Origin of the sequence: Methanolacinia petrolearia DSM 11571, from assembly GCF_000147875.1 — an archaeon.
In the GTDB taxonomy this organism is placed as follows: Archaea; Halobacteriota; Methanomicrobia; order Methanomicrobiales; family Methanomicrobiaceae; genus Methanolacinia; species Methanolacinia petrolearia.
The window spans coordinates 1,242,585-1,257,600 of record NC_014507.1 but is presented as its reverse complement, the minus strand read 5'-3'; the positions used below and the strand labels follow the sequence as shown (position 1 = coordinate 1,257,600).

The 15,016-nt window shown below is 49.4% G+C and carries 12 protein-coding genes; 6 read left to right on the top strand and 6 right to left on the bottom strand.

The window, feature by feature from the left end:
- Positions 1-297 precede the first annotated feature (297 nt).
- Both MPET_RS06230 and MPET_RS06225 read right to left on the bottom strand, forming a co-directional pair.
- Entirely contained in the window at positions 298-2,892 is a 2,595-nt protein-coding gene (locus MPET_RS06230) for a PEGA domain-containing protein (RefSeq protein ID WP_013329166.1), read from the bottom strand.
- 184 nt (positions 2,893-3,076) lie between these two features.
- Entirely contained in the window at positions 3,077-4,381 is a 1,305-nt protein-coding gene (locus tag MPET_RS06225) for a CoB--CoM heterodisulfide reductase iron-sulfur subunit A family protein (RefSeq protein ID WP_013329165.1), read from the bottom strand.
- 104 nt (positions 4,382-4,485) lie between these two features.
- Here MPET_RS06225 and MPET_RS06220 point away from each other — a divergent pair, with 104 nt between their 5' ends.
- Positions 4,486-5,511 carry a threonine aldolase family protein gene (locus MPET_RS06220; protein WP_013329164.1) on the top strand — a complete coding sequence of 342 codons (1,026 nt, stop codon included), beginning with the start codon at positions 4,486-4,488 and terminating at the stop codon, positions 5,509-5,511.
- Here the strand turns inward: MPET_RS06220 and MPET_RS06215 are convergent.
- Genes MPET_RS06215 through MPET_RS06200 form a run of 4 tightly spaced genes read right to left on the bottom strand, consistent with a single transcriptional unit; the run spans position 5,499 to position 9,872 of the window.
- A complete protein-coding gene (locus MPET_RS06215; RefSeq protein ID WP_013329163.1) occupies positions 5,499-7,025 on the bottom strand; it encodes a hypothetical protein in 1,527 nt (508 codons plus the stop codon). The genes MPET_RS06220 and MPET_RS06215 overlap by 13 nt on opposite strands.
- A complete protein-coding gene (locus MPET_RS06210; RefSeq protein ID WP_013329162.1) occupies positions 7,022-7,975 on the bottom strand; it encodes a vWA domain-containing protein in 954 nt (317 codons plus the stop codon). The genes MPET_RS06215 and MPET_RS06210 overlap by 4 nt, the downstream gene beginning before the upstream one ends.
- A complete protein-coding gene (locus MPET_RS06205; protein WP_013329161.1) occupies positions 7,975-8,898 on the bottom strand; it encodes a DUF58 domain-containing protein in 924 nt (307 codons plus the stop codon). The genes MPET_RS06210 and MPET_RS06205 overlap by 1 nt, the downstream gene beginning before the upstream one ends.
- The gene (locus tag MPET_RS06200) at positions 8,895-9,872 is read right to left on the bottom strand and encodes an AAA family ATPase (RefSeq protein WP_013329160.1); all 978 of its coding nucleotides are present in this window, start codon (positions 9,870-9,872) and stop codon (positions 8,895-8,897) included. Before MPET_RS06200 ends, MPET_RS06205 begins: the two co-directional genes overlap by 4 nt.
- A 224-nt stretch (positions 9,873-10,096) precedes the next feature.
- Here MPET_RS06200 and MPET_RS06195 point away from each other — a divergent pair, with 224 nt between their 5' ends.
- The 5 genes from MPET_RS06195 to MPET_RS06175 are packed head-to-tail and all read left to right on the top strand — an operon-like array spanning position 10,097 to position 14,472.
- Complete coding sequence (locus MPET_RS06195) at positions 10,097-10,837, top strand: ABC transporter substrate-binding protein (protein WP_013329159.1); 741 nt, start codon at positions 10,097-10,099, stop codon at positions 10,835-10,837.
- A gap of 1 nt (position 10,838) precedes the next feature.
- Positions 10,839-11,648: a hypothetical protein gene (locus MPET_RS06190; RefSeq protein WP_013329158.1), complete on the top strand. Its 810-nt coding sequence runs from the start codon at positions 10,839-10,841 to the stop codon at positions 11,646-11,648.
- Between the two features lie 3 nt (positions 11,649-11,651).
- Entirely contained in the window at positions 11,652-12,197 is a 546-nt protein-coding gene (locus MPET_RS06185) for an ECF transporter S component (RefSeq protein WP_013329157.1), read from the top strand.
- The gene (locus MPET_RS06180; protein WP_013329156.1) at positions 12,187-13,668 is read left to right on the top strand and encodes an ABC transporter ATP-binding protein; all 1,482 of its coding nucleotides are present in this window, start codon (positions 12,187-12,189) and stop codon (positions 13,666-13,668) included. The genes MPET_RS06185 and MPET_RS06180 overlap by 11 nt, the downstream gene beginning before the upstream one ends.
- Complete coding sequence (locus MPET_RS06175; RefSeq protein ID WP_013329155.1) at positions 13,669-14,472, top strand: energy-coupling factor transporter transmembrane component T family protein; 804 nt, start codon at positions 13,669-13,671, stop codon at positions 14,470-14,472.
- The last annotated feature ends 544 nt before the right edge of the window (positions 14,473-15,016 follow it).

Here is a 15,016-nt window from a genome sequence, read left to right as displayed (position 1 = left end):
TTAAACAGTTCTTCCGGAAAGGACCGGGGTATTTCGGATTTAACGGAATTCAGCGGATTGAAATTCACGGAAAAAAGGGTCCTTAAAAAGCGGGCCTCATCCGGTATTCATATAATAATTTTTGTCCCCCAAGTAAATAAATTTTATTTTACAAACCAAATATGTTAACATTTAATCAAAACGAATAAAAGAGAGTTTAACCGGCTTACAGGCAATCCCGCCATAAATTTTAACCTGATTCCCCCAGTCATATGTCCGGGCGCCATCATTAAATTTCAGGGATTTCCTACAAAACGGTCAAGTCGAACCAGGCACCTCAAGACTGAGATTGAGAATAGTGTCCCCGTATTTTTTGGAGGACTGGACTGTAACCTCCTTGTCCTTGAATATAGTCCTGTTGAACATGACTCCCACATCGTAGGTTCCGATAGGAATATCCTCAAACGTGTATGGGGTTACCTGGCCCGTATAATCTCCTCTGAGGAAGATCATACACCCCTGGGGATCGCTTGTAACGATAAGATTACCGGTAGAGATCTCCTCCAGGACAAAACTATAAGAATCATCCACGGCATTACCTTCACATATAAACGATATTTCCTTTTCTACCGGCAAATATCCTTCTTTTATCACTTTGAGCCTGTGATAGCCGTCCCCGATATTGTCCAGAATACATGGCGTTCTGTACCCTGTTTTCATGCCGTCAATGTAAATATCAGCATCGTCAGGATCGCTTCCAACACTGAGAGAACCCACATTTTTACCCTTATTCAGCACGAACGATTCCCCGCCTGAAAGAAAAGGAAGCGTCATCGAGTAATAATTTTCACCGTCATTAAAGGTCAGGTAACTGCCGAACGATTCGGCCTTTACATTTGAAGGGACATCAGAGTATGGCAGTTCTCCGTTAACGGCAAAGGTCGTTATATATTTAGATGAAACGGATATACTGACTATTTGATTGTCGACATCAACCAGATTGAAATGAACCGAAGTCGGTTCTCCTGCCGGCACATATACTTCTTTGAAATCAGAGAATGAATTCTGCGGTTTTACCTGTATCCTGTGATATCCTTTCTTAAGGCCGTATATCAGATGAGGGGTGGTATAATCGGTGTCGACCCCGTCTATATATATTGACATACCCTCCGGATATGAAGTAACATAGACGCTCCCTATCTGGGTTTGCTGCATGCTGACATTTTTATCAGCTGTTTCTTCCGCGAATTCAACGGAATCGTCCGTAATGTTTACGCTTTCGGGCACTGCACCGGGAATGTTATTTGCAGGAATTTTTTCTTCGGAGCCGGAGAATCCTGAAGCAGCCGGAGACACGGAGGCTTCGGGACTTATTATACCGGTAATGAACGAAAAAAACGGTTCAAGAATTCCCGTGTCTGCTCCTGAAGACACCGGCGTAGGGTGAGAGTCTGTTTCAGGCTCCGGTTCTATGTTCGCGGCAGGATTATAGGAAACCGTTTCATAATCACTAATGCTTTCGGATATATTTTCAGCCGTTGACCGGTCATTTGGAGAAGTTTCAAAGAAGACCGTCGTTTCATTATCCCGGCCGACATATATTTCCTTAGAAAAGTTTCTGCCGTCCGCTGTTTTTATGGTTATAGTATGATTGCCTGTAAGAATGTCGGAAAACGTCCAGTTGGCATAACAGAGGGTTTCTTCATCGTCTATATAGACCCTGGCCCCCCGTACATCCGAGAGGACTGTACACCTCCCGGATGCCTGTGTCAGATTAAAATTCCGGGTTGTAATATAACCCGCCTTTATGTGGACTTCGTTTTCTGCAGGATCGTAATCCTGTAAATCCACACGAACGGTGTAATCCCCTGCAGGAAGATCTGTAAACGAGGCATTGGTCACTTGTCCTGAATCGACACCGTCGATATATATATTTGCTCCGACAGGCTCGCTTGTTATATTCAGGTTTCCGACTGAAGGGGACCATACTTCAGAACTAGAATATGAAACCCCGTTGTCATTGCCATAATCTATTGCTTCCGAATTTGAAAATTCATCATCCTGGGACGCTGAGGAACCCAGTAGTACGATGTACCCGCTTGAAGAGGTGTCGGAGTTCTTATCTGTAGCCGTCCCTTCGATCTTGTTGGTCCATGCTATCCCGTTCTGGACGGCGTTGGCATTGAGGGCATACCCGTAGACATTGAACACTATAGTCTCCCCATTATAGTTTTCAATAGAATATTCGATCTTTGCCATTCCGTTATCTGTTAGGCCGGTGATTTCGCTGTTCTTACCCAGTACACCTACACCGGTATCAACAAAGAAGATGTAGAATTCATCGGATCTGCCCTGATCGTACATTATGGGATGGTCGGCCTCACCTGCTGGTTTCCAGCTCTGGGGGCCGTATGTAACAGAATATAATCCGAAACTGCGATCGATGGAATTCCTGGCATATGTTATCTCCGAAGCGAGCGGGGGCTGATTTTCTACTCCGCCTGATGTCCAACGATAACCGCTCGCCTTGATATTGATCTTCAGGTCCTCGCTGAGTTCTTCTCCCGAATCCGGGGCTTTTATCGCCACCATGAGTATGACCTTGTCGAAATATCCCCTTCCCCCGGTATCTGCAAGGTAGAATGTCCCGGAATCGGAGGATACGGTCGACACCTGCCCGTACGGAGATGAAGTACTTGAGGTAATATGGAGCGCGTTGAGTCCTCCACCTGCTTCCCGGAACCCGACATAATACCCGGCACCGTTTGCGGTGTCAATATTCACGTGGTTATAGTCGCTGATTGTGCTGTCGCTGAAGTCCCAGGCACATACAGATGGCGCAGTCAAAGTAACTGCCGCTAATAAAAGCAGGATATATGGAATAAACCTGTAATTATTCATAGAATTCATCATAATCCCCTGTCCCCCAGATAAAACTGATCTGAATATTCAACCTGATTTACTGAACACCAGAACATAATTAATTAAAATATGTTACTCAACCAGATAAGATTTTATCTTTAAAAAAGTTCAAAACATTTAGTTAACCGGAGTTAGACAGAAAAATTCGAAATCTTATTTCTTCTCATCTATCTGCCTAATCGGAATATGCATCTACAAACGCTTTCATAGATACAGCCTCCGCCTGGTTGACGCAGTCGTTTATGTCTTTCGGGGCTATGGCGGTGCCAGCAATGTATATGCCAGGTCTTGGGGTCCCGGTCGGGTCAAGGACCTGTTCGTTCGGGCAGAAGAAACCGTCGACAGAAGATCTATCCAACCCCATTATCCGGGAAATTGATTCGACATCCTTTGACGGGGCCATCCCTACAGCGAGAACTACCAGTTCAGGCTCAAGGACAACGATGGGAGTTTCAGGGAAGCCCTTCTTCACCTTCTCGGCAACGATTCTCATGCGGTTGCCCTCCCCGTATTCTATCGAACCGGGGGTGCACCTTAAGACCTTGATCTCATAGGTCTTTTTTATCCTGTGATTGTACTCCTGGTAATCTTTGCCGTAGGCACGCGTCTCGGCTTTGAGTATTGTAACATTGATCGAATCACCGTACTTCTCCTTGACGAGCCCGGCATTCTTTATAGTATACATGCAGCAGACTGCCGAGCAGAAATTTCTCCCTACTGCAATATTGCGCGAGCCGACACACTGGACGAATACAATGGATTTAGGGATTTTTCCGTTGGACAGCCGCCTTACCTCTCCACCGGTCGGGCCGCCGGGGCTGATCATTCTTTCAAATTCGAGGCTGGTGATGACGTCTGGCATGGTAAGATAGCGATACCTGGGTTCGTTTCGCGGGTCGTACATCCTGTAGCCTGTCGAAACAACAACGGAACAGATCCCTTGTATGGAGAGATCCGCTATACCATCTTCATCGTTCCTCAAAACAGCGTCGTTGGGACAGGCATCAAAGCAAAGGTTGCAGTTTATGCAATGATCCGAATCGCGGATCGCTGCGATCGGGGCGGCCTCGTTATAAGGTTTGTATATTGCCTTGCGAACCCCGAGGCCTGCATCGAACTCGTTATACAGTTCTACAGGGCATACATCGGAGCAGGTACAGCAACCGGTGCATTTATCTATATCGACAAATCGCGGATGTTTCCTTAGATGAAGTGTAAAATTGCCGGGTTCGCCTTCAAGCCCGGTCACTTCTGTCATTGTATGGAGTGTTATTCCGGGAGCCCGGAGGACCTCGTTTATCTTTGAGGCGAGTATGCATGCCGACCAGTCCCCGGTGGGAAATATCCTCCCTAGTTGCGCAACATGTCCGCCGATATACGGCTCCTTTTCAATCAGGTGCACTTCAATACCGTGTTTGCTCAGATCGAGAGCCGCCTGTATCCCGGTAATACCGGCCCCGATAACTGCTACCTTTCTCATAAGTACACCTTTAAAAATAATTTACTTTTATTGAAAATGAAGTAATATTATTATACACAGTGAAGTATTAATAATTCTCCAGTAAGGCGGCATTAAGAGTTACCATGAGGCATCATTCATTTCGTTCGGAGGAATATGCAGGAGTCCAGCAGGAAACAGGCAGCGCCATCGGAAAGATACAGAATGAAGACGAACTTTTTTTCAAGCTGAGAAAACATTTTGATTACAATGTCTGTCCGTTTTATGTCCCGGACAGGAATACTGCGCTTGCACTTGCACTTTCATCCATGACGAGACCTAGCGATCTGTATCTATGCTCTCATACTTCGTATGTCGCCGGCAGGGGATATGCAGCAATAAAAAATATCGCAGGTATCAGGCCACTTGGAATTCAGTCCGAATTCGGAAAAATCACTCCCGCTGCAATCTCCGGGTCCCTTGAATCAGCCAGGGCCAAAGACAGAGAGAGATGCAGGGTAGTCTCCATCTCACAACCGACCGAGTATGGTATGATATACTCCCCGAAAGAGATCTCGGATATCTGCAGGTGTGCGCATGAAAACGAGATGCAGGTCGTAATGGACGGCTCAAGGATTTTTTTTGCGGCGGCGAAGATCCTGAAGGCATTCCGCGAGCAGACAATGGATGCAAGAGTGGATGCGACAACATTCGGAGGAGAAAAGAACGGAGCTCCGGAGGGAGAGGCCGTATTGATCTTCAGAAAAGATGCCGCAGAGAAGTTCAGGGAGAACTGCAAAAAAAACAATACCGATACATCCGGTGCATCCGCTTTTTCTTCAGGGATCAACCGCCTGCTGACCGAGCGACTCTGGAGATACAATGCAATTCACGCAAATGAAATGGCAAAAAAACTCGCAGAAGAGATCTCGGGGATTCCCGGGATCAAACTTTTCTGCAAGGTCGAAACAAATAAAGTTCTGGCAGAGGTCTCGCCTGAAATATTCCAGAAGTTAAAGGATAACTACAGTCTCAAATCGTTCAGGTGCCCTGACCAGACTGTGAGGTTCGTAACGAATTACAAAACGTCTGAGTCCGAGATCGAAGAGCTTACAGGGATTCTCCGGTCACCCGAACAAACGGACCAGGACGCCAATATTTATTCTTCCTGAATTTCTTCATTCCCGGAGCGGACGGTTTTATCGACAAGACGCTTCGCAGTTTCGTATATTCTTATGAATTCACCTTTTTCAGGCTCCCTGTTCGCGTATACGACAGAGTCGCAGACAGAAAAAATATCCGAATATGTACCGGTGTCGGGATCGCCGGCCTTCTCGAGCTGCGAGAGGGCCTCAGAATTGGTAAGACTTGCATTTTCTCCCGAAGTGACAGAGACGTTCAGTCTTAAAGCCCATCCCACCATGCCTATGGCATCTTTCAGATCGCCACACAGGTACCTGTCATAACCTTCGGCAAGTAGATCGGAGGGAGAAATACCTGCCTCTACTCTGCCCGGAATATCGCCGTCATCCGGCCCCGGCTTCGTCCTGCGAAGGTGTCTTAGGTATACCCTGTAAAAGACGAACGCACACACAACCGTAAGGATGATAACAATAACTGGGACGATGAAATGGATTCCGTAATCCGGTTCAGATACTTCCACGGAGATTATAGCTCCGTCCGAAACCAGAACTGCAATGTCTTTTTCAAAGATGCCTTTCGTATAGGTGATCCCGATCTGCGATGCATTGCCGGTAATATTCATCGCTGATTTAGTTACCGAATATCCCTCACCCGAGAATTCACTGTCAAGGGAGATGTAGGTCGCATTCTCTTCGACACCGTATAAAAGCGGCATTCTCCCCTCCGATTCTATACCGGTGAAGAGTATTTCATCGCCCGAAATCTCCCCGGATACTTTAATCTCGGATTCGTTTTCGCCTGAATAGACCTGTTCGAACTCGTCGTTATATGCCCCCAGACCGGGGCTTATGGAAAGGACACCGGAATTGTAACCTGATTTGTTGAGAAACTGATCGATTACCGGGTATATTTCGGAACCGTTTACAACACCCCTTAGGCGGCTCTTTTCAACGATCAGGTTATTGGTCTCGTCCTCAAGCATTTTTGACAGCGATTCCAGGTTCTCATCCGTCTTTTTTACCAGGACACCTTCACTGCCCACACTCTCACTCCCGCTCTCCTGAGTACCGGACTGCTGCGATGAGCCTTTGTCCATCCTGATCTGAACGCTTTCGAGAACGGAAGCGTCAGGGACGTTGGCGGATGTGCCGGGAATGACTCTGATCCCGGTAAGAGATACATGATATGCATCATCTGCATTCACGCTGTCCGCGTAATCGAATGCAACATCCACAAGATATTCATGCCCGTCAGCAGGCTGAATCGCGAAAGATGTTCTTACGGCATCTGCGAATATCACTCGTGCGTCCGTAGAACTCCGGGTGTTGTCCGCATCATTCCGGTCCCGCACGGTCCAGGTAAACGACCCGTAGACATCCTCACCGATAGTGTTCTCAACACCGAGGCCGATCGAGATCTCTTCATCCGTGGAGTTATAGATCACCGGACTTTCGGCAGTAAAGATGATCTCTCCTGCTAAGACCGGCTGTAAAAAAAGGACGGCGGCAATAAGAAATATTACATAACCCAGGATTTTCTTCATGGAAGAATCCGCCACCTGCCGTAGCGAATAAGGTATTCTGCTATCACCAGCAACCCGGCGAGCAAAAAGAAAATCCAGCCCACCGGCGTCTTCTCTTTTTCATGGACTATCGCATCGTCAAGCTGCGAATATATATTACCGAGAGTTTTCTCATCCACCGAACTGTAGAATCCCCCGCCGGTAGAATCCGCAATATATTCGAGAGTTTCCTCGTCCACGGTTGCATACTGGGGATTGTTCGCCCAGTCGTATCCTACAAGCACCTTCTCCGAGGAGCCCATCGCAACGGTGAACACCTGGACTCCGCTCTCCTTCGCAAATTCTGCAGCAGTCTCCGGGGATACATAGCCTGCGTTGGACTCACCATCCGATAAAAGAATTACAACGCTTTTCCTGTTCGGGATCGACTTTGACATATCGACAGCAAGTGCGAGGCCGTCTCCTATCGCCGTGGAATCGTCGCTTGCGGCGATCATCCCGAGTTTTTCGATTACTCTTTGTTTATCGGGACTGAGATAGGCGGCAGTCGAGGCACCGGAGTCGAACGTTATTATTCCCGCGTAGTCCTTCAGGTCGAGCTGGTTTATGAGTGTACCGATTGCCTCTTTTGCAGCGGTGATCCTGTCCGGCTGGTAATCGGCCGCCTCCATACTGCCCGAGGTGTCAAGCGCAAATACGATGTTTACACCCTCTTTGGTTTGTTCGAGAGGAAACTGGGGGCCTGCAAGACCTATGAAGATAAATGCAATCGCCATAAGCCCGAGGGAAAACGTAACCTTCAGGAGCCTTTCCGTTTTTTTCCCGGGTTGGGCGGCCTTGATCACCGAGAGCTTCGAGAATTCAAGTGCCCTGAGAAATTTTCTCTTTGAGAAGTACCGACTGTACAGGATCAGCAGTGGAATGAAGATGAGTCCTGCAAGCCAGATAGGGTCTTCGAATTCGACGATCACTATTCGGCCACCATCCCGCACAGCCTGAAATATATTCTGAGGGAAGAAAGATCATCGTCATCCGTATAGATCTCTAGGGGCCGTACCCCGTAATTTCCAAGCGCCCTGCCAATCTCCCCGTCCCGTACTGCATTTGCCTCCCGGAATTTCTCCCGGAAATCTCTATCTGAAGTATTTACAATCATCTCCTCTCCCGTCTCCGGGTCACGAAGGACGAGATAGCCAATGTCCGCCAGTTCGTATTCTGATCTGTCCCTGATCCATACCGGCCTGATCTCGTGCCTTGCCGATAAAAGGCCTATCTCCCTTTCGAATGACGGGGAGTCGAAGTCCGACAAGATTACCACGAGAGACCTCTTTTTTATCGCCGGAAGAAGAGACGAGAGTGCATTTCCCAGGTCCGTTCCCTGCGACTCCGGCCTGAAATTTATCAGCCGGCTGACAAGGTACGAGACATGCCTTCGTCCCCTGCCGGGTGGAACGAACAGCTCGACCTTATCGGTGAAGATGCACATCCCCACTGGATCTCCACGCACCGAGGCCGAGAAGATCAGTGAAACCGCGATCCCGAAGATCTTTTCGTCCTTCGAGATCTCCCGCCCGAATGTCCCGGAGGCGCTCCTGTCGATTAAGACATAGACCGGGGTGTCGTGATCTTCGGTGAACACCCTGAGATAGGTCTCGCAGAGTCTTGCGGTGCTGTTCCAGTCTATCGCCCGGATGTCATCCCCGAACGTATACTCCTTCAGCTCCAGGAATTCCGAACCTGTTCCCGAGAAAGCAGACCTGTGAGAGCCGGTTCCGATCTCCTCGGACAATTTTGCAACGACGATCTCGATCTCCGACACCTTTTGCAGGGCCTCGCCTACGGTAAGAGGAGTTATCGCAGAAGGGGCGGATGGATCGATGATCTCGGGGTTCATGGGACATCGACAGACTGCAACAGAGTTGAGATTATCTCGTCGGGGATCGTGCCTGCGGCCTCCGCCTGAAACGACAGCACAATCCTGTGCCTCAATACGGGCAGGGCGACGGATTTGATATCGTCGGGCGTGATATATTCCCTCGAAAGGGTCAGGGCACGTGCCTTTGCACACTTGATCAGTCCGATGGACGCCCTGGGGGAGGCTCCGGCCTTTATGGCTGATGCAATATCCGGAGCATACTCCTTCGGGTTCCTCGTCGAATCGACGATCTTAGATACGTAGTCCATCACGGTCTCGTCCGCATAAATGTCGTTCAGGCATTCCTGTATCTCCGCGATTCGCCCACGTGCAATCACATTCGAGACCTCAGGCGTATTTCCACCAGTGTATCTCGCCATTATCTCCTTTTCGTCGCTTAAAGACGGATAATTCATTACAATCTTCTGCATGAACCTGTCGGTCTGGGCATTGGGGAGCGGATATGTGCCCTCCGACTCTATCGGGTTCTGCGTCGCGAGTACAAAGAACGGCTGCTCAATCGGCCAGGTCTCGCCGTGTATCGTCACCTGCCGCTCCTGCATGGCTTCGAGGAGTGCGGACTGTACTCTCGGCGGAGCCCTGTTGATCTCGTCGGCGAGGATAATGTTATGAAATACCGGGCCTTTCAGTGTCTCGAACGAACTCTTGTAGAGGTTGTAGATCTTGGTACCCGTGATATCGGCGGGGAGAAGGTCGGGCGTGAACTGTATCCTGGCAAAGGAACAGTCTATGCACTTTGCGATGGTATTTACGAGGAGTGTCTTTGCAATCCCGGGAACGCCTTCGAGCAGGACATGGCCTCCCGCGATCATAGTTACCAGTATGGAGTCTATTACGTCCTCCTGCCCGACTATGCATTTCCCGATCTCTGTTTTGATCTCCGATACGCTCTGCGCACATTTTTTAATATCTACTGCATCAGTTCCGGTCAATGAGCATCTCTCCCCCCTGTATTGTCAACCATTTCTGAATTGGATCATATGGGCTGCCATTCTTCAATAATAAGTACAGGAAGATATCAAAATTAAACTTATTTATTTGATAAGGTGCGATATAATAACAGTGTTTATTATCCAAAAATGAGAGATCGTATCTTATCGGATTCCAGACGAATCAACCATTTATCATTAACAAATAAATTCCGGGAACACCGGAGGTGACTGAAATTACAATATACATAGGACTTGACGATACCGACATCCCCGGTTCCCGCGGAACAGGGAGACTTGCGCACGACGTAGCAATTGCAGTCTCGGAAAAATACCGTGCATACGCGATAACAAGGCACCAGCTCTTTGTAGACGACAGAATCCCGTACACCTCGCACAACAGCAATGCGGTTGTTCATGTCGATGCATCGGGTCCTGATGTATGCAGGGAGATCTTTGATATCTCAAAACAGGCGATGCTGGACCAGTTCCTGGAAGGAAGCGACCCGGGACTTGCAGTCGGCGATGCAGACCAGATCCTGCCTCCGCTGATCGTTATGGCCCAGGATGCGAAGACGACCGTCCTTGACCAGGAACTGCCCCGGGCACTTGCAAAGAACCTCGGGATCCGCCTTGAAGGACTGGGGGGGACCGAGGACGGGGTGATCGGTGCAATGGCCGGACTCGGTCTTGCCGCGACAAAGGATGACGGCAGGTTCCTGCTCTTAGGCAGTCTCCGCACAATAATGAAAGAGACCGATGTGGAGACGCTTCTTTCAAACGGCGTCGATTCCGTATACCTTCCCGACGGAAGACAGGTTACATCCGGGATCATCAGGCTGGGGGGAGGCGAGAACAAAAAGAAGAAGGACAACCGCTATCCCAAACCGAGTGCTGTTGCAGGTAAGACGGTTCTGTTTGTAAAAGAGAGAGAAGACGGGATCTACCAGGCATATATGAGAAGATAACATGGAAATCTCCGGACGTGTCGCAGCAGGATTTGCACTGGTCATTGTAGTAATAGGAGTACTGTTTGCAATCCAGTTTTCGGCCGAGGAGTGGCTGACGCTGAATCCGCCGGAGGATATGACGCCTGCTATAGATACGGAGCACTCACAGGTTTTTGAAAAGAGCGATTTCAATTATATCTCGCAGAAGTACAGGCCCTACAAGGAACCGCTGCTAATTGCGACCGGCGACGATCTGAAGGACTCGACATGGTACATGCTCTTTGCAGATCTCAATGTAACCCCCCCGTTCGACGGGAATCCACTGCTGGGAAGGACCGGTTATGTACAGGTGGAATACGAGTTCGAGAATCTTGCAGGGACTGCCGCTTTTCATGTCCTCGGGCCTTATTCGGACGGCTCATGGAGGACCAACAGGATGGAGGGCTACGGATCGTCGGCATTATACGTGACTGGCAATTCTTCGCCGGGGAGCTCTATGAGTGCCGCACTCGATATGGAGGAGTACAATGACTTTTATCTCCTTCCGGCGGGTGTGACGTCAGATGATTCTGAAATTTCGGCAGCGTATTCCTATTATGTATATTTTGATCCAACAAGAGGCGGCCTCGGGTCGCTGCATATCACACGGGACCCGTCATCGATAAAGGGGGATATCTATTACACCAGCGAGCAGTCGGGAGTTTTCGATGTAACTCATAACGGAGGCAGCTCAGCTGAGGAGGTTCTGCTCCTTGTCGCAGTCGATGAGATGCAGCAGGACGATTTCTCGCTGTCGATAGATGCGCAGTTTATACCAACAGAGGACTGAGCGTTGCTTTTCAAGAGAGATTATTTTACACTGAACGAGATCGCCCTGATGTCTCTTCTCGGGGGGCTGGTCTTCGTAATGCTTATGGCGCTCAGGATGCCTCTCCACATCCCTGGACACACCGGAATATTCATGGTAATCCCTGTGATTATCGGGGTCGCGATAATCCAGAAACCGGGCAGCGGGACGTATATAGGGCTTGTAGCCGGAGTTCTGCTTTCTTTCTTCGGGGTCAGCGCACTGCATGTCTTCGATGTCTTCCAGTACACGGCACTGGGGATGGTTACCGATATTATCGGGTACTCCTTCCGTTACAGGATGGACCTGACCCCCGTATCTGTTCTTGCAGGGATTGCAGGGAATCTTGCAAAGATGCTCGTGAATTTCGCGGTTAATCTTGCAATCGGGATTCCGCTTGTCGTGGTTATAATAGAAGCGGGGATCTCATCGGTAAGCCATACGATCTTCGGTGCACTGGGAGGGCTGATCTCCGCGTATCTTATTGCTAGGCTGATCAGAACAGGAGTGATTACGAGGAATGCCGACTGATACAGGGCCTGCAGTCAGGATCAGGAACCTTTCCTACAGGTATCCAGGGTATAATACGGCGCCTTCGGTCGCACTCGACAGTATAAATTTCGATATCCGTTACGGCGAGAAGGTGCTTGTCTCCGGCGCATCGGGTTCGGGGAAATCCAGTCTTCTGAGGTGTATCAATGGCATCATACCTAATTCCGGCAGAAGAGGAAGTGAATTTTCAGGTGAGGTCTTTGTCGCGGGTATGAATACCCGGTCGCATTCGATTGCGGAGATCTCAGGGACGGTAGGAACGGTCTTCCAGAACCCGGACCAGCAGATCGTGACAAACTCCGTCAAATCGGAGATCGCATTCGGGCTGGAGAATATCTGTACTCCCACGGAGGAGATCGGCAATAGGATCGGAAATATCACCGAGCTCATGCATATCGAAAACCTGCTTGACAGGGAGACCTCTGATCTTTCATGGGGCGAGAAGCAGAAGGTTGCAATTGCTTCCGTGCTGGTGATGGAGCCCAAAATTGTGGTTATGGACGAACCCTTTTCCGGTCTCGACCCGCGGTCGGCAGCGAGCCTGGGAGAGCTGCTGAACACCCTGAACAGACGGTTTAATCTCACGATCGTTCTCGCAGAGCACAGGACGGAACAGGTGTCCGGGCTGGTCGGCAGGGTTGTGAAACTGGAGAAGGGTAGGATAACATACGACGGCCCGCCGGAGGGTACAGGGAGTGTTCCCATTTCAAAAGGGACCGACTATCCGTTCGTCCGACCGGCTCCTTCAGGCAGGAAGGAGGGTTTTACTCCGGCGATCGAACTTGCTGGTGCCAGTTATACGTATCCGGGATCGCCCTCCCCGGCAATCGACAATATATCCATTGCATTTTACGACTCCGCCATCACGGTTCTGCTCGGTTCGAACGGTTCGGGAAAGAGCACTCTTTCAAAGCACCTGAACGGAATCCTGAGACCGGACTCCGGACGTGTCTGCTTATTCGGGGAAGAGGTCACGGAACAGGGAAAAGAGAGCGTTACAAAAAAAGTGGGGCTTGTATCCCAGCATGCGGACCACCAGCTTTTCGAAGAAAGTATTTCGGGAGAGTTTTCCTTCGGACCGGCGAATATTGGGGTCCCTGAAGAAGAGATCAACAGGCGTGTTCCGAAGGTTTTGTCTGCTCTTGATCTTGGCCATATCGACCTGAACACGCCCCCGCTCAGGCTCTCCGCCGGGGAGAAGCAGAGGATAGCGATAGGGAGCATCCTTGTTATGGAGACCCCGGTGATCGTCCTCGACGAGCCTACACTTGGTCTCGACAACAGGCTCAAAGATGCACTGGCCGCCGAGCTCAGGAGAAGGGCGATGAAGGGCGGCTGCATTATAGTAATGACCCACGACCTCGAATTCGCCTCGACTCTCCGCCCGGAGAGAGTTCTGGTGATGGAGAACGGGCGAATATCCCGTGATTCGGATAAAACAGGTGGCTGAATGACAGGGCGTCGCAGTAAATTCAGGTGGGGGATCTCGTATATCCCCGGAGATTCCTTCGTCCATGCACTAGATCCCAGGACGAAACTTCTCGCCCTGGTCATAGTCAGCATCGGTTCTCTTCTCTCCGGAGATCCTCTTATTATCGGGATCTTCCTGGCAACCGTTCTCTGTTTTGCCGCCGCGTCGGGGATCTTCAGGGAATGGATGCATTCGATGAGAATTCTCGTCCCGATACTGGTTATCACAATTCTTGCCGACCTGTTCTTTTCAAGTTCGAAGTATTCCTACGGGACTATATTTTATTCGGGAGATTTCTGGATCCTGCACGCCGAATTATCGTACGGGTCGGTGATATTCGCTATTTCAATGGTTCTACGGATTATAACAATAGGCGGTTTTTCATTCCTGTTCATCATGACCACCCCTTATAACATGTTCATCAAGAGTCTCAGCCTCTCAGGAGTACCGAAATCGTTCACGTTCTCCCTCGGGTATGCATTGAAATCGATAAATTCCCTGTCGCACGATGCGTCCGAGATCATCGCAGCACAGAGATCGAGGGGGCTTGTATTCAGCAGGGAGCTCTTGTTCAGGGAGCCGGTGAGGATTCTCTCGATCTTCGTCCCGATGGTCGTGACCGTGATGAATAGGGCAGACCAGGTATCCGACGCAATGCAATGCAGGGGCTACGGCCTGAATAAAAAACAGACTATGTATATGCCCCCCGTGATGGAGAAGAAGGATTATATTTTATTGTTTGTTGTAGTCGTCATTTTGGCGATCAGTATCTTGATCGGATAATTTCATGCGGCGTGACTGGAGTTCTGTAATCTGAAGAAATAACTTGCAAAGAGGTCAATTTCTTTCTGCTATTGTATAATATATGACCAAAGGTCGCCCCAGGTTTCGAAAGAGCATAAGCCCCTTCAGGGCAGCCCGAGCGCAAATTTCTACGAAATTTACGCTGACGCGATAACCCGGCCTGGACACTACCCATCTGGATAGCCTCGGCCGGGAGAAAAACAAAAATGAAGTATTCCGGAGCGGGAGGGACGCTTGCCCGTCCCGAGTGCGACCTATCGCCATGAAGGGGAGAGTTACAGGGAGGGGGAATCATCCCCCACCCTAACCATTTATGGGTCCCATTTCACTTTAAAATCCCGTCAGATAATACAGTAAAACTTAAATAATCCCCAAAAACGGCAAAATCCGGCGATTTTAGCATCCACACAGAAGCCTCAGAATCCACGATCTCTCCTTTAGTCGATATATACATCGTCTGAAAAAAGAGGCCATTCTCGTGCCGTTATATCGATGCGATCAGGGGTTTAAATGCTTTAAATCG